The organism is Stenotrophomonas sp. Nf1, from assembly GCF_003028475.1.
In the GTDB taxonomy this organism is placed as follows: domain Bacteria; phylum Pseudomonadota; class Gammaproteobacteria; order Xanthomonadales; family Xanthomonadaceae; genus Stenotrophomonas.
The window spans coordinates 134,002-152,699 of record NZ_PYTV01000003.1; the positions used below are offsets into that span (position 1 = coordinate 134,002).

16 protein-coding genes are annotated in these 18,698 nt (G+C 68.5%); 6 read left to right on the plus strand and 10 right to left on the minus strand.

The annotated features are described in order from the left end of the window. The first annotated feature begins 31 nt into the window (after positions 1-31). On the plus strand, positions 32-1,072 hold the full coding sequence (gene epmB / locus C9412_RS07140; protein ID WP_107230999.1) for an EF-P beta-lysylation protein EpmB: 1,041 nt from the start codon (positions 32-34) through the stop codon (positions 1,070-1,072). A gap of 68 nt (positions 1,073-1,140) precedes the next feature. Here the strand turns inward: epmB and C9412_RS07145 are convergent, their stop codons facing one another. From C9412_RS07145 to C9412_RS07155, 3 genes are read right to left on the minus strand one after another with little or no spacing between them, the layout of a single operon-like run. Next, positions 1,141-3,267, minus strand: a complete 2,127-nt coding sequence (locus C9412_RS07145; protein ID WP_107231000.1) for an EAL domain-containing protein — start codon at positions 3,265-3,267, stop codon at positions 1,141-1,143. After that, positions 3,264-4,196 (minus strand): phosphate/phosphite/phosphonate ABC transporter substrate-binding protein, encoded by a 933-nt coding sequence (locus C9412_RS07150; RefSeq protein WP_107231001.1) that lies wholly within the window; start codon positions 4,194-4,196, stop codon positions 3,264-3,266. The genes C9412_RS07145 and C9412_RS07150 overlap by 4 nt, the downstream gene beginning before the upstream one ends. 46 nt (positions 4,197-4,242) lie before the next feature. Continuing rightward, positions 4,243-5,013, minus strand: a complete 771-nt coding sequence (locus C9412_RS07155) for an RNA methyltransferase (protein WP_107231002.1) — start codon at positions 5,011-5,013, stop codon at positions 4,243-4,245. 120 nt (positions 5,014-5,133) lie between these two features. On the opposite strand from C9412_RS07155, the gene C9412_RS07160 reads away from it, so the two are divergent. Then, entirely contained in the window at positions 5,134-5,961 is an 828-nt protein-coding gene (locus C9412_RS07160; protein WP_107231003.1) for an inositol monophosphatase family protein, read from the plus strand. Between the two features lie 591 nt (positions 5,962-6,552). Here C9412_RS07160 and htpX read toward each other — a convergent pair. Continuing rightward, positions 6,553-7,419, minus strand: a complete 867-nt coding sequence (gene htpX / locus C9412_RS07165; RefSeq protein WP_057495513.1) for a protease HtpX — start codon at positions 7,417-7,419, stop codon at positions 6,553-6,555. Positions 7,420-7,512: 93 nt separating this feature from the next. On the opposite strand from htpX, the gene gluQRS reads away from it, so the two are divergent. From gluQRS to phaR, 3 genes are all read left to right on the plus strand, one after another. Further along, positions 7,513-8,433, plus strand: a complete 921-nt coding sequence (gluQRS, locus tag C9412_RS07170) for a tRNA glutamyl-Q(34) synthetase GluQRS (protein ID WP_107231004.1) — start codon at positions 7,513-7,515, stop codon at positions 8,431-8,433. Positions 8,434-8,450: 17 nt separating this feature from the next. Next, on the plus strand, positions 8,451-9,191 hold the full coding sequence (locus C9412_RS07175) for a beta-ketoacyl-ACP reductase (protein ID WP_107231005.1): 741 nt from the start codon (positions 8,451-8,453) through the stop codon (positions 9,189-9,191). A 185-nt stretch (positions 9,192-9,376) separates the two neighbouring features. Continuing rightward, the gene (gene phaR / locus C9412_RS07180; protein WP_107231006.1) at positions 9,377-9,916 is read left to right on the plus strand and encodes a polyhydroxyalkanoate synthesis repressor PhaR; all 540 of its coding nucleotides are present in this window, start codon (positions 9,377-9,379) and stop codon (positions 9,914-9,916) included. A 74-nt stretch (positions 9,917-9,990) separates the two neighbouring features. On the opposite strand, the gene C9412_RS07185 is transcribed toward phaR, so the two are convergent. The 6 genes from C9412_RS07185 to C9412_RS07210 form a co-directional block, all read right to left on the minus strand. After that, on the minus strand, positions 9,991-10,947 hold the full coding sequence (locus C9412_RS07185; RefSeq protein WP_107231007.1) for a TraB/GumN family protein: 957 nt from the start codon (positions 10,945-10,947) through the stop codon (positions 9,991-9,993). A gap of 2 nt (positions 10,948-10,949) precedes the next feature. Beyond that, positions 10,950-11,864, minus strand: a complete 915-nt coding sequence (locus C9412_RS07190; protein WP_107231008.1) for a DUF1684 domain-containing protein — start codon at positions 11,862-11,864, stop codon at positions 10,950-10,952. Positions 11,865-11,890: 26 nt separating this feature from the next. Next, on the minus strand, positions 11,891-13,795 hold the full coding sequence (gene mutL, locus C9412_RS07195; protein WP_107231009.1) for a DNA mismatch repair endonuclease MutL: 1,905 nt from the start codon (positions 13,793-13,795) through the stop codon (positions 11,891-11,893). Positions 13,796-13,961: 166 nt separating this feature from the next. Next, complete coding sequence (locus tag C9412_RS07200) at positions 13,962-15,515, minus strand: N-acetylmuramoyl-L-alanine amidase (RefSeq protein ID WP_107231010.1); 1,554 nt, start codon at positions 15,513-15,515, stop codon at positions 13,962-13,964. Between the two features lie 82 nt (positions 15,516-15,597). After that, the gene (gene tsaE / locus C9412_RS07205) at positions 15,598-16,080 is read right to left on the minus strand and encodes a tRNA (adenosine(37)-N6)-threonylcarbamoyltransferase complex ATPase subunit type 1 TsaE (RefSeq protein ID WP_107231011.1); all 483 of its coding nucleotides are present in this window, start codon (positions 16,078-16,080) and stop codon (positions 15,598-15,600) included. Then, the gene (locus C9412_RS07210) at positions 16,077-17,561 is read right to left on the minus strand and encodes an NAD(P)H-hydrate dehydratase (RefSeq protein WP_107231012.1); all 1,485 of its coding nucleotides are present in this window, start codon (positions 17,559-17,561) and stop codon (positions 16,077-16,079) included. The genes tsaE and C9412_RS07210 overlap by 4 nt, the downstream gene beginning before the upstream one ends. Positions 17,562-17,584: 23 nt before the next feature. Here C9412_RS07210 and queG point away from each other — a divergent pair, with 23 nt between their 5' ends. Then, the gene (gene queG, locus C9412_RS07215) at positions 17,585-18,655 is read left to right on the plus strand and encodes a tRNA epoxyqueuosine(34) reductase QueG (RefSeq protein WP_107231013.1); all 1,071 of its coding nucleotides are present in this window, start codon (positions 17,585-17,587) and stop codon (positions 18,653-18,655) included. Positions 18,656-18,698: the final 43 nt, after the last annotated feature.

Below are 18,698 nucleotides of genomic sequence, written 5' to 3' on the forward strand. Positions count from 1 at the left end.
AAGGCCGGTGGGCGACAGTTTTTCTGCCCCCATGATAACCGCAGGCCCCCTCTCCATGCAGCTTTCCGCCTTCCCCCGGCCCCAGTCTCCGGGCGCTCCCGCGCGCTGGCAGCAGCTCTGGCGCCAGGCGCTGCGCGACCCGCAGGCCCTGCTGGCCCGGCTGGAGCTGGACCCGGCTGCGCTGGGCGTCTCGGAAGCGGCCATGGCCCAGTTCGCGCTGCGCGTGCCCGAAGGCTTCGTGGCCCGCATGCGCAGGGGCGACCCGGCCGACCCGCTGCTGCGCCAGGTATTGCCGATCGACGCGGAAATGCGCCCCGCACCCGGGTTCAGCTTCGATGCGGTGGGCGATGGCGCAGCCAAGAAGGCCACCGGGGTCATCCAGAAGTACCGCGGGCGGGCCCTGCTGGTGGCCACCGGCAGCTGCGCGATCAATTGCCGTTACTGCTTCCGCCGCCACTTCGACTATGGCGCCGAGAACGCCGCCAAAGGCGGCTGGCAGGAGGCGGTGGCGGCCATCGCAGCCGACCCGGACATCGACGAAGTGATCCTGTCCGGCGGCGATCCCCTGTCGCTGGCCACGCACAAGCTGGTCGAGCTGACCGACGCGCTGCGCGCGATTCCGCACCTGCGCCGGCTGCGCATCCACACCCGCCTGCCGATCGTGCTGCCCGAGCGCGTGGACGAGGAGCTGCTGGCCTGGCTGGGCAGCCTGCCGTGGCCGCTGGCGATCGTGGTCCATGCCAACCACGCCAATGAGTTCGACGCCAGCGTGGACACCGCGATGGCACGCCTGCGCGGCACCGGCGCACAGCTGCTGAACCAGGCGGTGTTGCTGCGCGGGGTCAATGACAGCGTGCAGGCGCTGCAGGACCTGAGCGAGCGCAGCTTTGCCGCCGGCGTGCTGCCCTACTATCTGCACCAGCTGGACCGGGTCGAGGGCGTGGCCCACTTCGAAGTGGACGACACCCAGGCCAAGGCACTGATCGCCGGCCTGACCGCACGCCTGTCCGGCTACCTGGTTCCCAAGCTGGTGCGCGAACTGCCGGGCGACCCGAGCAAGCGCCCGGTGTAAGGGCACGGCCGGGGTCGGATCCCTTTTCCTGCGGAGAAGGGATCTGGCCCCAGGACAACGGCTGCAGGTCAGAGCCCCGATTCGATCATCCGCACCACTTCGGTGGCGGTCACCGGGTGGCTCAACCAGTAGCCCTGGCCAAGATCGCAGCCGCGCTGGGCGAGAAGTTCGAACTGCGCCTGCTGCTCGATGCCTTCGGCCACCACCGTGATCCCCAGCGCATGGGCCATGGCGATGATCGCCGTGGTCAAGGCCAGATCGTCCGGGTCGCGCTGCATGTCGGCGACGAAACTCTTGTCGATCTTCACCCCGTCCACGGGCACCTGGCGCAGGTGGCTCAGGCCGGAGAAGCCGGTACCGAAGTCGTCCAGCCAGACTTTCACGCCGGTGCGATGCAGCTTGTCCAGCAGCTGCGCGGCCACCATCTCGTCGCCGATCACGGCGGTTTCGGTCAGCTCCAGATGCAGGCGCGAGGCCGGCAGCCCAGACTCGTGCAGACACTGCGCCACCAGTGCCGGCAGCTCCCCACCGCGCAGCTGGCGGGGCGAGACGTTGACCGAGACGAACAGGTCATCACCGCCTGCCCCACGCGGCCATTGCGAGGCTTCCATGCAAGCCGCGCGCAGCACCTTCGGGCCGATGATCTCGATCAATCCGCTCTGCTCGGCCACTTCGATGAAGACCGACGGCGGAATCGTTCCCAGCGTCGGATGCTGCCAGCGCAGCAGCACTTCCACGCCGACCATGCGGCGGTCACGCATGCGGAAGATCGGCTGGTAGGCCAGCCGCAGCTCACCGCGCTCCCATGCGCCACGCAGCTCCTGCTCCATGTGCACGCGGCGTTCGACCGCATGATCCATCGCACGGCTGTAGTAGCGATAGCAGTTCTTGCCGGCCATCTTCGCCTGGTACATCGCGATATCGCCGTTCTTCAGCAGCGTGGTCGCATCGGCGGCGTCATCGGGGAACAGGGTCACGCCGATCGAGGTGCCCAGGAACAGCTCCCTGCCCTGCACCACCAGTGGTTTGCCCAACTCGCGCACCAGCACTTCGGCCAGCAGCCGGGCGTTGGCGGCCACGTCACCGTCACCCACCAGGATCACGAACTCGTCGCCACCGAACCGCGCCAGCAGGGCCTCATCGCCGCCGGCCTCGGTGACGGCGCGGCCGATGCGCTGCGCGAACTGCAGCAGCGCCTCGTCGCCGGCCTCGTGGCCGAGCGTGTCATTGACCCGTTTGAAATCATCGATGTCGGCAAACAGCAGGCCCAGCCGATGGTTGGAGGCACGCGCGGCCATCAGGCGATGGTCCAGTGCCTCGCGGAACGCCAGCCGGTTGGTCAGCCCGGTCAGGGCATCGGTATAGGCCATGTGCCGCACTTCGCGGTCGTGGCGGGCAATCGCATCGCGCATGCGGGCAAACCCGCGCACCAGCTCGCCGACTTCATCATCGCGGGTGTTCTCGGCCAGCGGTGCCTGGTAGTCACCGGCTTCGATGCGCCGCGCGGCGGCGGCCAGGTCACGGATCGGCGCGACCAGGGTGCGCTGCACGTACAGGATCACCACCACGCCGATCACCACCAGCAGGCCCAGCATCAGCAGCAGCCAGCCCAGGTGACGGCTGCCGACCTGCTGCAGGCGTTCGCCCAGGGTGGCATTGGCGGCCTGTTCGCGCTGCTGCACTTCATCGAGCGCCATGCCGACGCGAACCCCACCGATGCGCTGGCTGCCGACCATGATCGGCATGGTGTTGTCGAGCACTTTCGGCGATTCCTGCACCACCAGCGCCCGCGCTGCCGCCGCCTTGGGCGCCAGCGGATCGGCCATCGGCTGGCCGAATCCGGAAACCTCTACCGAACCGTCATGCACCAGCCGGCCGCGCTCGTCGAATACCAGCACGTAGCGCACCACCGGCTGCCGCGCGGTGCTGCGCACCAGCGCGCCGACCTGGTCCAGGTCACGGTAATACAGCGGGTTGGCCAGCGCGTCGGACAGCTCGCGCGCCACCGCTTCACCACGGCTGCGCACGCTGCGGTCGAACAATTCATGGATGACGCCCCCACTGAGGGTACGCACCTCGCTCTGCATCGCCGCCTGGCGTCCCAGCAGCACGGCCAGAATCGCCACCACCACGACCATCGCCCCGCCCATCGCGAGCAGGAACCTGGCCTGCATTCCCGAGCCGAGCCACTTCATTCCACTTCCATCCGCACGCGCGTCAATCCTTGTTTCAATTCATCCAACCGCTGCTGCGCATGCGCATCGACGCGGTGGAACCCAGAAGTGCCGAAAAACCGATGCAACGCCCCCTGCGCCCGTGGGTCGCTGGCCGCCTGCAGCAGCACCTGCTGCAGACGATCACGCACCTGCGGATCGAGGTCGGCGCGCACCATCTCCACCGCCCGCGGGTAGGGCTCGGTACGCTGCAGTTCGCGGAAATCGCGCCGGAATGCCGCCGGCACCCGCCGCTCGTCGTCCCAGTCGACACTGCTCACCGCCCCCGCTTCGACCAGCCCTTTGTGCACGAACGTGGCGATGTTCAATTCGCTGCGCGCGAACACATAGCCCACGCTGTTGCGCCCCGGCGTGTCCCATTCCCCGGCCAGGATCTGCGGCGACAACCCTTCCTGCAGCAGAGTCATCACCGGCACCAGGTAGGCACTGGTGGACGCGGTGTTCTGCAGTGCCAGACGATGGCCGCGCAGATCCTCCATGTTCTGGATCGGACTGTCGCGGCGGACGAAGAACACCGTCTGGTACTGGCGCACGCCGTTGCGTTCGGTCAGCAGCAGCGGCCGTGCACCGCTGCGCTGGCCCAGCGCCATCGCCGTGCCGGACGTTTCCGTGACCCAGTCCACCCGCCCCCGCCGTAGATAGCTGGCCATCTGCTGCGGATCCCGCGCCATCAGGATCCTCCCCTCCCTGATGCCGACGTCGTGCATGTGCGCCACCACATAGTCCAGCAACGGCTGCAGCTGCTCGTAGTGGGCCTTGGGATCATCACTGATCCGGCCCAACACCAGCACCGGATCCGGTGCCGCATGCAGCGACCCGGCCAGCAGGAACATGGCCAGGCCCAGCAGTCCCCTCTGCACTGCCTTTCGCAGACCCGACACAGGTTTCATCCCCCCAGGGTATCCGGACAGACTACCCGAAAAAATGAGACCGTCGTCAGTCGTCGCTGCTGCCGGCACGGGCCAGCCGGGCCATGCGCTGGGTATCGGCCAGGATGCCGCGCAGCAGGCGCACTTCCTGCTCGCTCGGCTGATTGCGCAGGAACAAGCGGCGCAGCTTGCGCATCGCCGACTCCGGGGCACGCCCCTTGTGGAAATCGATCTCGTCCAGGGTGTCGCCCAGCTGGGCAAAGAAGCTCTCCATCTGCTCGTGGCTGGCCGGCTGCTCGCGGAAGCCCGGCTCGGTCTCCGCCACCGGCTGCGCGCCGAGCAGCTGCATGCGCGTTTCGTAGGCCAGCACCTGCACGGCAGCGGCCAGGTTGAGCGAACTGAACGCCGGATCGGACGGGATGTGCACCGCGGCATGGCACAGCTGCAGCTCTTCGTTGGTCAACCCGGTCCGTTCGCGGCCGAACACCAGCGCCACCTCGGCGCCCTCGCCAGCCCGGGCCACCGCGCGGGCAGCGGCGTCGGCCGGCAGGTACTCCTCCAGCTGCACGCGACGGGCGCGGGCGGTGCAGCCCAGCACCAGGGTGCAGTCGGCCACGGCTTCGGCCAGGGTGGCGACCACCGGGGCGTCACCCAGCACATCCTCGGCGCCGGCCGAACGCCGGAAGGCCTCCTCATCCAGCGGCTTTTCGGGGGCAACCAGCACCAGGCGGGCCAGCCCCATGGTTTTCAGGGCGCGGGCGGCAGCCCCCATGTTGCCGGGGTGCTGGGTGCCAACCAGGACGAAACGGAGGCGGGTGGCGGCAGGAAACTGGGACATGAACAGGGAAAAGGTCGAGCTGGACGATGACCAATGGTAAACTGTGCGGCCGGCCACTGCGCCGGACCCGCTCTTTTCCCCCGCCAGTCCTTCTCTTCTGCCTTTCCGGGAGCCCACGCCATGCAGAAACCCGCCGTCACCGTCATGGTCAAGGCCGCCCGCCTCGCCGGCAACGTCCTGTTGCGCAACATCAACAAGCTCGAGGCGCTCAATGTGGTGCAGAAGGGCCGGATGGACTACGCCAGCGAAGTGGATGCGGACGCGGAAAAGGTCATCGTCAAGGAACTCAAGCGCGCCTACCCGGACTACGGCATCTTCGGTGAAGAAGGTGGCGTGCAGGGCGAGCGTCGCCAGATGTGGGTCATCGACCCGCTGGATGGCACCAGCAACTACCTGCGCGGCGTGCCGCACTACTGCGTGTCGATCGCGCTGGTGGAGAACGGCGAGCCGACCGATGCGGTGATCTTCGACCCGCTGCGCAATGAACTGTTCACCGCCAGCCGCGGCGCCGGCGCGGTGCTGAACGATCGCCGCATCCGCGTGGCCGACCGCAAGGACCTGGACGGCACCATGATCCACACCGGCTTCGCCCCGCGCGAGCGCAACCGTGCCAGCGCCCAGCTGAAAGCCGTCGACGCCCTGCTGGTGCACGGCGAGGACATCCGCCGCACCGGTTCGGCCGCGCTGGACCTGGCCTACGTGGCCTGTGGCCGCGCTGATGCCTACTTCGAAGCTGGCGTGAAGGCCTGGGACATCGCGGCCGGCCTGCTGCTGGTGCGCGAAGCCGGCGGCAAGGTCTGCGACTTCAAGGGCGCCACCCTGGGCCGCATGGACAACCGCGGTCCGGAGACCCACCAGATCGTGGCCGGCAACCTGAAGGTGGCCGAGTCGCTGCAGAAGGTGCTGGTCAATACCGGTTACGCCGCCGAGTTCGACGCGAAGTTCTGAGCTTCCGCGTAACGCGATTCACGGGAACGGCACCTGCGAAGGTGCCGTTTTCGTTTGCGCGCCCGCACGTGGGTGGCGCCGGGCCATGCCCGGCGGATCGTTTCCGCGCCTGCGGAGGGGTGTCACTTTCTTTGCTCGTGCACCGCGTTGCAGGAGCAGCGCGGAACGGCGCAGCCGGCCCGCAGGGTGGCGCACATGGATGTGCGCCATCAAGAAAGTAACCAAAGAAACACGCCGCCAGGGCGCGAGCCGATGCTACGCATCGGTACCCTGCGCTCCTCGGTCCGTCGAGGGACGGCGCGGGAACTCGCTGCGCTCAGACACCCGCACCTCTTCGCCCTCGCCGGACCTGCGGTGCTCGGCTCGCTCAAGGCGGACCCAAGGTCAAATGCCACAGCTGCACCCGGTAGATCCACGCCATGCGTGGATAGCGTTTCTTTGGTTACTTTCTTTGCGCGCAAAGAAAGTGACACCCCTCCGCGGTCGCGGAAACGATCCCCACGCATCGCCTGGCGCGCCAATGCGTGCGCGCGCAAACAAAAACGCCCGGCGCGAGGCCGGGCGTTCCTGCACCACCTTGGAGGCAGAGGCTTACGCCACCGTAGAAGCACGCAGCGCAGCGATGCGCTCTTCCAGCGGCGGATGGCTCATGAACAGCTTCTTCGCGGTCGAGCCGGCAATACCGAACGCGGCAATCTGCGTCGGCAGCGTGCTCTGGCCGTGGTTCAGCTGCAGGCGCTCCAGCGCGGCGATCATCTTCTGGCGGCCGGCCAGCGAGGCACCACCGGCGTCGGCACGGAACTCGCGGTGGCGCGAGAACCACATCGAGATCATCGTGGCGAACAGGCCGAACACCATCTCCAGCACGAACACGATGATGAAGTAGGCGAAGCCACGGCCACCGCCTTCGCGGTTGCCCGACAGCGCGCTGTCGATGATGCCGCCGACCACGCGGGCCAGCACGATCACGAAGGTGTTCAGCACGCCCTGCAGCAGCGCCATGGTGATCATGTCACCGTTGGCGACGTGGGCGATCTCGTGGCCCAGCACCGCTTCGGCTTCGTCTTCGCTCATGTTGTGCAGCAGGCCGGTGGACACCGCCACCAGCGCGTTGTTGCGGTTGGCGCCGGTGGCAAAGGCATTGATCTCCGGGCCTTCATACACCGCCACTTCCGGCATGCCGATGCCGGCCGCCTTGGCCTGGCGCTCGACGGTGGCCAGCAGCCAGCGCTCGGTCTGGTTGCGCGGCTCGGTGATCACCACCGCGCCGGTGGAACGCTTGGCCATCCACTTGGACAGCAGCAGCGAGATGAAGGAACCACCAAAGCCGAAGATGCCGGCCATGACCAGCAGGCCGCTCATCGAACGGGAGTCCACGCCCAGGATGGACATCACGATGCCGGCGAGAATCAGCACCGCAAGGTTGGTGGCCAGGAACAGGGCAATGCGGGTAAACATGGGAGAATCCGGCTCTAAAAGGGTCGATATCGACCAATTTGCGGTGCAGTCAGCTTGAATTCAAGCGCCAACCTGACCGACGATTCAGCCAGCATGACCTCACCCACTCCCTGCGGCCGCTTCGCGCCCTCGCCGACCGGCCTGCTCCACCCTGGTTCCCTGCTCGCCGCCTTCGGCAGCTGGCTGCTGGCCCGCCATCACGGCGGCCTGTGGCGGCTGCGCATCGAGGATGTCGATCCGCCACGCACCGTGCCCGGTGCGGCCGAGTCGCAGCTGCAGGCGCTGGCTGCGTTCGGGCTGACCCATGATGGCCCGATCCTCTGGCAGAGCGCCCGCGGCGCGGCCTATCAGGCGGCCCTGGACGTGCTGCTGGCCAGCGATCTCGCTTTCGTCTGCCACTGCAGCCGCAGCGAACTGGCCGCCAGTGGCGGCATCCACCACCGCTGCGTCGCACGGCAGCCGCGACCGGATCCTGCCGTCCGCTTTCGCGTGCTGCCCGGCAGCGTCGTGCACTTCGCCGATGGCCTGCGCGGGCCGCAACAGCAGGATGTGCACGCCGAGGTCGGCGACTTCGTGCTGCGCCGTGCCGATGGCTGCTGGGCCTACCAGCTGGCGGTGGTGGTCGATGACGCCGCACAGGGCGTGACCGAAGTGGTGCGCGGCGCCGACCTGCTCGATTCCACCGCGCGGCAGATCCTGCTGCAACAGGCATTGGGGCTGGCCGTGCCACGCTACTGGCATCTGCCGCTGCTGCTGGATGCGCCGGGTCACAAACTGTCCAAGTCGCTGGCCGCGCTGCCGGTGGACACCCGGCGCCCGCTGCCGGTGCTGCGCCAGCTCTGGCAGCTGCTCGGTCAGGCGCCCGCCGCGCTGGATCCGGCCCAGGACCTGGACGCGCTGCTGGCCCGCGCGCAACAGGCCTTCGACCCGACACGGTTGCCGCGCGCCGACATCCTGTTGCCGCCCGGCGCACTTTCCGCGCCGATGTTGCAGAATCCCCCTTCCCCCACCTGATATCCGGACAGCACTCCATGACATCTCGCGTCGCACTGGTCACCGGCGGAACCGGCGGCATCGGTACCGCCATCTGCCAACGCCTGGCCGACCAGGGCCACCGGGTCGCCACCAACTACCGCGACGAAGCCAAGGCACGCGCCTGGCAGCAGGCCATGACCGCGCGTGGCTACCGCGTGGCGATCTTCCCGGGCGATGTCTCCGATCCGGACAGCGCCGAAGCGCTGGTGCGCGCCGTGGAAGCCGAGCTGGGGCCGGTCGAGATCCTGGTCAACAACGCCGGCATCACCCGTGACACCACCTTCCATCGCATGCGCGCCGACCAGTGGCACGATGTGATCAACACCAATCTCAACTCGGTGTTCAATGTCACCCGCCCGGTGATTGAAGGCATGCGTCGCCGCGGCTGGGGCCGGGTCATCCAGATCAGCTCGATCAACGGCCTGAAGGGCCAGTACGGCCAGGCCAACTACGCAGCGGCCAAGGCCGGCATGCACGGCTTCACCATCTCGCTGGCCCGCGAGAACGCCGGCTTCGGTATCACCGTCAACACCATTTCGCCCGGCTACGTGGCGACGGACATGGTGATGGCCGTGCCCGAAGAGGTGCGCGCCAAGATCATCGCCGACATCCCCACCGGGCGGCTGGGCAAGCCGGAGGAGATCGCCTACGGGGTGTCCTTCCTGGTGGCCGACGAGGCTTCGTGGATCACCGGCAGCAACCTGGACATCAACGGCGGCCACCACATGGGCTGGTAAGCCGCGCAGGGGCCTGATGCGGCGTACGCCGGCGGCCCCTGCCGATGGTCATGCTGCGCAACACGCAAACCCTTGTTGCGCAACATGATCGCCCCTGAAAGCCAAGCCTGGCGGGGGCTGAGGCGGTTGCAACCGCTGCTGCACTGCGCCATGCTGCGCATCTACTGTGACGAGTGACCGCTTCAATGGCTGCGACCCGCATCATCAAGAAGTATCCGAACCGCCGTCTCTACGACACCGAGATTTCCAGCTACATCACCATCGAGGACGTGCGCCAGCTGATCCTGGACGGTGAAGACTTCGAAGTCCGCGACGCCAAGAGCGGCGACGACCTCACCCGTTCGGTCCTGCTGCAGATCATCGCCGACCAGGAACAGGACGGCGAACCGATGCTCTCCACCCAGCTGCTGAGCCAGTTGATCCGCTTCTATGGCGATTCGCTGCAGGGCTTCATGGGCAATTACCTGGAGCGCAGCATGCAGGTCTTCCTCGACCAGCAGCAGCAGTTCCGCCAGCAGATGGGCAACCTGCTGGGGCAGACCCCGTGGGCGATGATGAACCAGCTGACCGAACGCAATCTGGAGCTGTGGCAGGAATTCCAGCGCAGCATGGGCACCGGTTTCGGCGGCCCGCGCCCGGGCGGCACCGGAACGGGCACTGGCACCGGTACCGGCAACAAGCCGAACGAACCGGGAACCGGCACCGGCGGCAAGACCCGCCGCTGAGCCGCGGTCCGGGCGGGAACGAAAACGGCGCGCCACTGGCGCGCCGTTCTGTTTTGTGGCTCAGCGGCAAGGCGTCAACGTTTCGCCTTGCACCCGGTGCACACGCGCTCGACCTTGTAGCCCTTGGCCTTCAGCTTCTCGACCACGCCATCGCTGCCCAGCAGGTGCAGCGTGCCCACCACCACCAGCGTGCCGCCCTGCCCGGCCTGCAGGTACGGCACCAACCTGGGCACCCATGCGTCGTTGCGCCCGGTGTTGATGCGCTGGTACAGCTGCGGATACTGCTGGCGCATCTCCGCTGCCATCTTCGTCCACAGCAGACGCTCATCGCCGCGGCGCCACGCATCGTGCAGCTGGCGTGCCTGCTCGTCGGCCTTGCCGGCCTGGTCCAGCGCCTCGGCCAGCATCTGCCGCTGCTCCTGCAGCGTCATGCCATCGAGCATGCCGATCTGCGTGTCGATGTCCTCCAGCCCTGCGGTCTTGCGGCCGGTCTTCTGCGCGCGCTCCATGAAATGCCGGTCCAGCCCCAGCGCCGGGTCCAGTCCCAGCTTCTGCATCTGGCCCACTGAAATGCTCAGGCCGACAAACCAGGGCTTCATGCCCTGCAGCTGCGCCAACGGCAGCTTGTTCTCGCTCGCGAAAGCCTGCAGCTTCTGCCAGGTCGCAGCATCCAGGTCACGCTTGAGCTCGCTGCCATCGGTGCGGGTCGCGGCCTGCACCATGCGGCTGGCCAGCTGTGGCGACTGCATGTCTTCCGGTGACAACTCGAACACCACCCGCTGCGAGGCCTCGAACGCCTGCTCGACATCGGCCGACAACGGATAGTCCTGCGGCTTCAGCAGATGGAACGACCCCAGCAGGTACAGGCGCGCATCGCCCGGGCCGGTGACTTTCCACAGCAGCGGCACCGGCGGCCTGGCAGCAGTTGCGGTTGCGGCAGGGGTGGCCGGGCCGTCACGGGCCGGGGCCAGCGGCGCGATCGCGCAGGCCGCCAGCAACAAGGTGGCGCGGAACAGGTGTCTGATCGGCATGGTCAGCCTTCTCCTTCAGGCAGGTGGTAGGCCTTCTCGCCCGCTTCGACGCGCAGGTCGAGTCGGTTTTCCGGCGGCGCCAGCGGACAGGTCGCGTAGGCGGTGAACGCGCATGGCGGGTTGTAGGCGTGGTTGAAATCGATACGCACCGTACCGTCGGCCGCGGGCGCGTCGGTATCCAGGTAACGACCGGCCGGATAACTGCCGCGGCCGCTGGTGCGGTCAGCAAAGATCAGGAACAGCGGTTGGCCAGGTGCGCCGATCGCCTCCAGGCGCCAGCGGCGCCCATCACGCTCGAATTCGACGGCGCCGGCATTGGGCATCTGCGTGGTCAAGCCGGTGATGTCGACGATGGGCAGGGTCTTGCCCGCCGGATGCGCGATGAAGCGCGCCTGCACCTGCCAGTCAGCGCCACCGGGCCAGTACTGCAGGCCGGCGAAATCGCGGCGCGCAGGTGCGTCGGCATGCTTCACCCGCAGTGCATCGCGCGGACCACGGCGGATGATGCTGAGCTGGCCCTTGCCGCCATCGAAGGCGAGCAGGGTCGGCTGCGGATCCTTGTCGGTGTCGACCCGGATGCGTCCGCGCACCGGTTGCCCGTCATGGCTGACCTCGGCGCCCGCTTCCGGCGTGAACCACCACTGGCTGCCTTCCCGGCGCAACAAACCCAGCTTATCCGGACCCACCGCCAGGCGGATGCCATTGGTGGCCCCGCTACCGACGAAATGCGATTTGTTCTGCAGCCAATGCAGCCCCACCAGCGCCGTCCAGCCATCGGCCCGGGTCAGGTCCTGATAGCGCGCCACGCGCCACTGCTGCTGCGCGGCGGCAAACGCCGGATCCTCCACCGCCGCCGGTGCCGGTGGTGTCGCCGGGCTGCAGGCGGCCAACATCCAGGCGACCAGCAGGCCACTCATTGCCCAGTTACGCATCGATGCTCCCCTCAACGTCCGCGCAGGAACCAGCGGTCGATCTCCGCCAGCGAAAAACGGGCCCAGGTCGGTCGACCGTGGTTGCACTGGCCGGACCGCTCGGTGATTTCCATGTCGCGCAGCAGCGCGTTCATTTCCGGCACGGTCAGGCGCCGGTTGGCGCGCACTGCGCCGTGGCAGGCCATCGTCGACAGCAGTTCGTCGCGCGCGCTGGCCACGCGCCGGCTCTGGCCGTGTTCGCGCAGATCGGTCAGTACATCGCGCAGCAACCCTTCCGGCTCGGCATGGGCCAGCAGTGCTGGAAGGCTGCGCACGTGCAGCGCACCCGGGCCGGCACGGGTCACTTCGAAGCCCAGCGCGGCCAGCGTTTCGGCTTCACTCTCCGCCGTGTCGGCCTCGCGTTCGCCCACCGCCAGCGTGATCGGCACCAGCAGCGGCTGCGACTGCAGGCCGATGCCATCGTGCGCATTCTTCAGGCGCTCATAGCCGATGCGCTCGTGCGCGGCATGCATGTCCACCACGATCAGGCCTTCGGCGTTCTCGGCCAGGATGTAGATGCCGTGCAGCTGCGCGATCGCATAGCCGAGCGGTGGTACGCCGGCGTCTGCACTGGTGACCGGTAGGCCGTTCTCGGTCGGCATCGGCGGCAGCGGCGCTGCGCGCTCGGCACCGGCCGGGGTGGCGTACAGCGCGGCGTAGGCCGCTGGCGCATCGGCCACCTGCAGCCCAAGGGGCTGCTGCGGGCGCCAGCCGGAAAAACCACCACCACTGCCGCCTGAGCCAGCACCAGGCGCAGGCCCACGCACCAGCCCGAAACCCGACGCGCCCGCGCTCGATGCAATCGATGCAGCGGCGGCATCCACCGGATGCACCGGGCCCGCACCGATCTCCTGGACCGACATGCCGGCGCGGGTATCCGCCAGCGCGTCCTTCAATGTGCGGTAGACGAAATCGTGCACCAGCCGCGAATCGCGGAAACGCACCTCATGCTTGGCCGGGTGCACATTGACGTCGACGCGGGTCGGGTCCAGCTCCAGGAACAGCACGTAGGCCGGCTGGCGGCCGTGGTACAGCACATCGCCGTACGCCATCTTCACCGCATGGGCGACGCTGCGATCACGCACCGAGCGGCCGTTGACGTACAGGTACTGCTGGTCCGCGCTGGCCCGCGAGTAATGTGGCTGGGCGATCCAGCCATGCAGGCGCAGACCCGCGCCGCTATGGTCCACGCGCACGGCCTGGTTGGCGAAGTCCTCGCCCAGCGTCTCGGCCAGCCGCGCATCGGAATACAGATCGCCCGGCTTGTAGCGGCGCGAGGCCTTGCCGTTGTGCGACACGCGCAGCTCGACGTCCGGTCGCGCCAGTGCCAATGACCGCAGCCATTCTTCGATGTGACCCAGCTCGGTGCGTTCGGCGCGCAGGAACTTGCGTCGCGCCGGCACGTTGTAGAACAGCTCGCGCACTTCCACCGTGGTACCCGGCGCATGCGCGCGCGGGGTGACCTCACCGATCTTGCCGCCTTCGATCTGCAGCGCCGAGCCGTGTTCGTCATGCGCGCGGCGCGAGGCCAGGGTGAAGCGGCTGACCGAAGCGATCGACGGCAGCGCTTCACCGCGGAACCCCAGTGTCGCCACCGATTCCAGATCGTCCAGGTCGGCAATCTTGCTGGTGGCGTGGCGCGATACCGCCAGCGGCAACTGCTCCGGTGCGATGCCACTGCCATTGTCACGGATGCGGATCAGGCGCACACCGCCCTCTTCCAGATCGATGTCGACGCGGCTGGCGCCGGCATCGATCGCATTCTCGACCAGTTCCTTCACCACCGACGCAGGACGCTCGACCACTTCGCCAGCGGCGATCTGGTTGATCAGAATTTCCGGCAAGGGCCGGATCGGGCGCGGGCCGGGCGCGCTCATGGCAGGCAATGGGCAGCAGACGTCATGGGGGGATGATAGCGGAGGCGCCGCGGGTAGAGTCGACTGTCAGTCGACTGCTCCTGGCCGGGCAGCGAAAAACCCCGCGCTGCGCGCGTAGTCGACTAACAGTCGACTCTACAGAAAGCAGGAACCCGCCTTCGGCGGGTTATTTGCTGCCGCCGGCCATGGTCCCGGCGGCGTCGATCTCGGCCTGCGCGCGCGCCGCGTACAGCGTTCCCGGCGGCGGCTGCCGGCTGAAGAAGGTGTGCACGCCATCGAGCACGGCACCAGCGATCTTGCGCTGGTAGGCCGGGTCGATCAGGCGGCGTTCTTCATCCGGGTTGGAGATGAACGCGGTTTCCACCAGCATCGCCGGCATGTCCGAGGTGCGCAGCACCGCGAAGTTGGCACGTTCGATGTTCGGCTTGTGGTTGTTGCCGATCCGCTTCAGGCCACCCAGCACATGCCCGGCCGCGTCTTCGGAGGCCTTCATGTAGCCGCTCTGGGCCAGGTCCAGCAGCACGTTGGCCAAGGTGCCTTCGGTCTGCTGCAGGCGCACGCCACCGACCAGATCGGCCGCATTTTCCTTGTCCGCCAGCCAGCGTGCGCGCTGCGAGGACGCGCCCTTGGTCGACAGCACATACACCGACGAACCGGTTGCCGAGCGGTTTTCGGCGGCATCGGCGTGGATCGAGATGAAGATGTCGGCCTTGTTCGCACGCGCCTTCTGCGCACGCATCGGCAGCGGGATGAAGACGTCGCTGTCGCGGGTCAGGTAGGCCTTCAGGCCGGGCGTGGCGTTGACCTGGCGGGCCAGTTCGCGGGCCACCGCCAGGGTGACATCCTTCTCACGCTTGCCGGTCGGGCCGATCGCGCCCGGGTCCTGGCCACCGTGGCCGGGATCGATCGCCACCACCAGATGGCGCATGCCCGGCTGCATGCGGATGCGCGAGGCATCGCTGGGCATCGCCGGTCGTGGTGCTTCAACCGGCGCCGCTGGCGCCGGCGTGGGAACGGTGGCCGGCGGCGTGCTCACCACGGCGGCGGTGCGCTGGCCGGCGAGGATCGCGGCCGGCGAAGACGAAGGGGTACTGCTGGCCGTGGTCCCTGCCGCGGCGACCTGGACCGGCGCGGTGGACGGCGCCGGCGTCGGCGCGGCGGGCGCTGCAGCCGTGGCACTGGCCTGCTGCTGCACCTGAGCAGTCAACAGCGCGGTGGCGCGTGCCGCATCGGTACGCGACTGCGCACTTTCGGCCGCGCTCGGGGGCGGTGCGGTGGTCGGCGCCGGCGGTGTCGGTGCCGGACGCTGGGCGGCCACGGCCGGGCCATCGCCCGGCCACTCGATCACCAGCTTGGATTCATTGCCCTCGCGCTGCATCTGCGGGCGGAACGGCGCCACCGATTCTGCAAGGTCAAACACCACGCGGAACGTTCCCGGCACCGGCTGTCCGGTGCGCACGGCCGTAACCACGCCCTGTGCAGCCGGCATCTTCAGGTTGCGGATCGCGCTGGAGTCGGGGAAATCGACCACCAGACGGTTCGGACCGGCCAGCGACAGGGTCTTGTAGCCGCCGCTGCCGACCAGCGAGATCTCGGCGCGGGTGCCGGTGGCACCGGTGTTCAGCAGGACCTGGCGGACTTCACCGGCCCACGCACTGACGCTCGCCAGACCCAGTCCGACGGCGGCACAGATGGCGATGAGACGGTTCCCCGGGCGCATGACTCAGGATTCAATCACCGCGCTGAACGGAATGCAACACCTTTTTCCTTAATAATCCGTAACCTGCCGGTGTTTGTTCTCGTCAGCCGACAGAAATGGCCTGCAAGTCGCCCCCGTGCGGGAGCCGTTGCAGCCATTCACGACCGCTGTCGCTCGTAGCGGTGAGACGGGCACGACGGCCCTGCCCCTCGATCTCCAGCGCCACCACCAGGTCGGTCGGCGGCAGCGCACCGGCACCGCGCTCGGGCCATTCGACCAGCCACAGCACCGCGCTGCCCTCGTCCAGGCCGAGGAAATCCAGCTCACCGGCCTGACCGATCCGGTACAGGTCCAGGTGCCAGGCCTCGCCGCCGCTCGCCAGCGGATAACGCTCGACCAAGGTGTAGGTGGGGCTGCGGATCGCGCCCTGCACGCCCAGCGCGCGCAGCAGGGCACGGGCGGTGGTGGACTTGCCGGCACCGAGGTCACCGCGCAGTTCGACCAGCGCCTGCGGCGGCCGGCTGGCCGCCAACCACTGCCCCAGCCGTTCGGTGGCGTCGCTGTCGGCAAGGAAGAAGTCAATCATGGGAAGTGTTCCGGGTTGGCCAGTCGCCGCAGCGGCGCCAGCAGGTCGGTGGGAAGCAGGCCGCGCGCGCCTTCGGCCGCAGCGGCATCGCCGGCCAGTGCGTGCAGCAGCGCGCCGGCGGCGGCGGCATCGAACGCGCACAGGCCCTGCGCACGCAGGCTGGCAATGATGCCGGTGAGCAGGTCGCCCATGCCACCGACGGCCATGCCGGGGTTGCCGGCGGCGATCAGTCGCGGCAGCTGCGCGGGCGCGGCCACGATGCTGCCCGCGCCCTTCAATACCACCACGGCGTGGAAGCGCTCGGCCAGCGCCTGCGCGCTGGCATAGCGGTCGGCCTGGATGTCGGCGCTGCTGCAGCCCAGCAGACGCGCAGCCTCGCCCGGATGCGGGGTGAGAATGGCCTCGGGCAGCGCGCGCGGATCCTGCGCCAGCAGGTTCAGCGCGTCGGCGTCGATCACCAGCGGCTTGCCACAGGCCAGCGCCCGCGCAGACAGCGCCCGCGCCCATTCGTCCTGGCCCAGCCCAGGGCCGATCGCCACCACCCTGGCCCTGTCCAGCAGTGCAGGCAGCGCATCGCCGTCTTCCAGTGCGTGGCTCATCGCCTCGGGCAGGCGCGCCAGCAACGGTGCCACGTGATCGCGACGGCTGCCGACGCTGACCAGCCCGGCACCTGCGCGCAGCGCGGCGGCGGCGGCCAGCATCACCGCACCGCCGCTGCCATGGTTGCCGCCAATGCACAGCACGTGGCCGGATTCCCCCTTGTGGGTATTGGCCCGGCGCGGTGGCAACAGCGCCGGCAGACGCTCCCGCGTCCAGCGCTGCGCGCTGGCGGCAATGCCGTCCCAGGCGGCATCAGGCAGCTCCAGCGGCGCCAACCGGCGCTGGCCCACGTGTTCCAGTGCATCGCCGGTGTACAGGCCACGGTGGCAGGCAATGAACTGCAGTGTGACCTCGGCCTTCACCGCTACGCCCGGCACGCGACCGCTATCGGCGTCGACGCCACTGGGCACGTCCAGCGCCAGTACCGGTGCCGTTGTGTTGTTGAGCGCCTCGATCAGCGCCCGGGCCTCGCCCGCCGGCGCCCGGTCCAGGCCAAGCCCGAACAACGCGTCCACATACACCTCGGCCGCCGGCAGCTGGCCGTCGAACGCGACGACGCAGCCTCCTGCCGCGGCAAAGTCCGCCGCAGCCTGGCGGGCCAGCGCCGTGGCCGGCGCCTTGCCGGGCAGCGTGACCACCTGCACCGGGCGCCCCGACCGCAGCGCATGGGTGGCCAGCACGTAGCCGTCGCCACCGTTGTTGCCGGCGCCGGCCAGCACGCACAGCGCGCGGGCCTCGGGCCACTGCTGCAGCAGGCATTGCCAGCCGGCCAGGCCGGCCTGTGCCATCAGGCCCCAGCCACCGTCACCGGCCAACGCCGAGGCGCGCGCATCGAGCGTGCGCGCGGCGGCAGTGTCGAACAGAAGAGAAAGATCGGGCATGCCGGGATTTTATACTGGTGCACATGTCCCCCGTCCCCGCCCCTGTCGATCCGGCCCAGGCCGTACTGCGCATCCGCGAACTGGCCCGCGCGCATGGCTTCCAGCGCTGCGGCATCGCCGGCATCGAGCTGGGCGAGGATGAGGCGCACCTGGCCGACTGGCTGGGCCAGGGCCTGTACGGCACGATGGACTGGATGGCGCGCCACGGCACGCTGCGCGCGCGACCGGCCGAACTGCTGCCGGGCACGGTGCGGGTGATCTCGGTCGGCATGGATTACAGCCACAAGGACGATACCGAAGCGTGGGCCACCCTGGCCGACCCGGGCCGCGCCTATGTGGCGCGCTACGCACTGGGCCGCGACTATCACAAGCTGATGCGCAACCGCCTGCAGAAGCTGGCCACGCAGATCAACGATGAAGTGGCGCCGCTGGGCTACCGCGTCTTCGTCGATTCGGCACCGGTGCTGGAACGTGCGCTGGCGCGCAATGCCGGGCTCGGCTGGATCGGCAAGCACACCTGCCTGATCGATCGGCACGGTGGCTCGTGGTTCTTCATCGGCGAGATCTATATCGATATCCCGCTGCCGATCGACATGCCGGCCACCGCGCACTGCGGTACCTGCACGCGCTGCATCGATGTCTGCCCCACCCGCGCAATCACCGGCCCGCAACGACTGGACGCGCGGCGTTGCATTTCCTACCTGACCATCGAGCATGACGGCGCCATTCCCGAGGACATGCGGCCATTGATGGGCAACCGCATCTACGGATGTGACGACTGCCAGCTGGTCTGCCCCTGGAACAAGTTCGCCAAGCGCACCGACGAAGCCGATTTCCGCGCGCGCAACAACCTCGACACTGCGCGCCTGGACCAGCTGTTCGGCTGGGACGAAGCCGAGTTCCTGCGCCGCACCGAAGGCAGCCCGATCCGCCGCAGCGGGCATGAGCGCTGGCTGCGCAACATCGCGGTGGCGCTGGGCAATGCGCCGGCCTCGGCCGAGGCGCTGGCCGCGCTGCACACCCGGATCGACGATCCCTCGCCGCTGGTGCGCGAACACGTGCAGTGGGCGCTGGCCCAGCACGCCCCGCGCTGACGTGCGATCCTGAGCGCCCGTTCCACCTGCCGCACGCCGTTCC

Excerpts from the sequence above, each read along its gene's own strand:
- epmB (WP_107230999.1), top strand. The coding sequence starts at position 32 with ATGATAACCGCAGGCCCCCTCTCCATGCAGCTTTCCGCCTTCCCCCGG.
- C9412_RS07145 (WP_107231000.1), bottom strand. The coding sequence starts at position 3,267 with ATGAAGTGGCTCGGCTCGGGAATGCAGGCCAGGTTCCTGCTCGCGATG.
- C9412_RS07150 (WP_107231001.1), bottom strand. The coding sequence starts at position 4,196 with ATGAAACCTGTGTCGGGTCTGCGAAAGGCAGTGCAGAGGGGACTGCTG.
- C9412_RS07155 (WP_107231002.1), bottom strand. The coding sequence starts at position 5,013 with ATGTCCCAGTTTCCTGCCGCCACCCGCCTCCGTTTCGTCCTGGTTGGC.
- C9412_RS07160 (WP_107231003.1), top strand. The coding sequence starts at position 5,134 with ATGCAGAAACCCGCCGTCACCGTCATGGTCAAGGCCGCCCGCCTCGCC.
- htpX (WP_057495513.1), bottom strand. The coding sequence starts at position 7,419 with ATGTTTACCCGCATTGCCCTGTTCCTGGCCACCAACCTTGCGGTGCTG.
- gluQRS (WP_107231004.1), top strand. The coding sequence starts at position 7,513 with ATGACCTCACCCACTCCCTGCGGCCGCTTCGCGCCCTCGCCGACCGGC.
- C9412_RS07175 (WP_107231005.1), top strand. The coding sequence starts at position 8,451 with ATGACATCTCGCGTCGCACTGGTCACCGGCGGAACCGGCGGCATCGGT.
- phaR (WP_107231006.1), top strand. The coding sequence starts at position 9,377 with ATGGCTGCGACCCGCATCATCAAGAAGTATCCGAACCGCCGTCTCTAC.
- C9412_RS07185 (WP_107231007.1), bottom strand. The coding sequence starts at position 10,947 with ATGCCGATCAGACACCTGTTCCGCGCCACCTTGTTGCTGGCGGCCTGC.
- C9412_RS07190 (WP_107231008.1), bottom strand. The coding sequence starts at position 11,864 with ATGAGTGGCCTGCTGGTCGCCTGGATGTTGGCCGCCTGCAGCCCGGCG.
- mutL (WP_107231009.1), bottom strand. The coding sequence starts at position 13,795 with ATGAGCGCGCCCGGCCCGCGCCCGATCCGGCCCTTGCCGGAAATTCTG.
- C9412_RS07200 (WP_107231010.1), bottom strand. The coding sequence starts at position 15,515 with ATGCGCCCGGGGAACCGTCTCATCGCCATCTGTGCCGCCGTCGGACTG.
- tsaE (WP_107231011.1), bottom strand. The coding sequence starts at position 16,080 with ATGATTGACTTCTTCCTTGCCGACAGCGACGCCACCGAACGGCTGGGG.
- C9412_RS07210 (WP_107231012.1), bottom strand. The coding sequence starts at position 17,561 with ATGCCCGATCTTTCTCTTCTGTTCGACACTGCCGCCGCGCGCACGCTC.
- queG (WP_107231013.1), top strand. The coding sequence starts at position 17,585 with ATGTCCCCCGTCCCCGCCCCTGTCGATCCGGCCCAGGCCGTACTGCGC.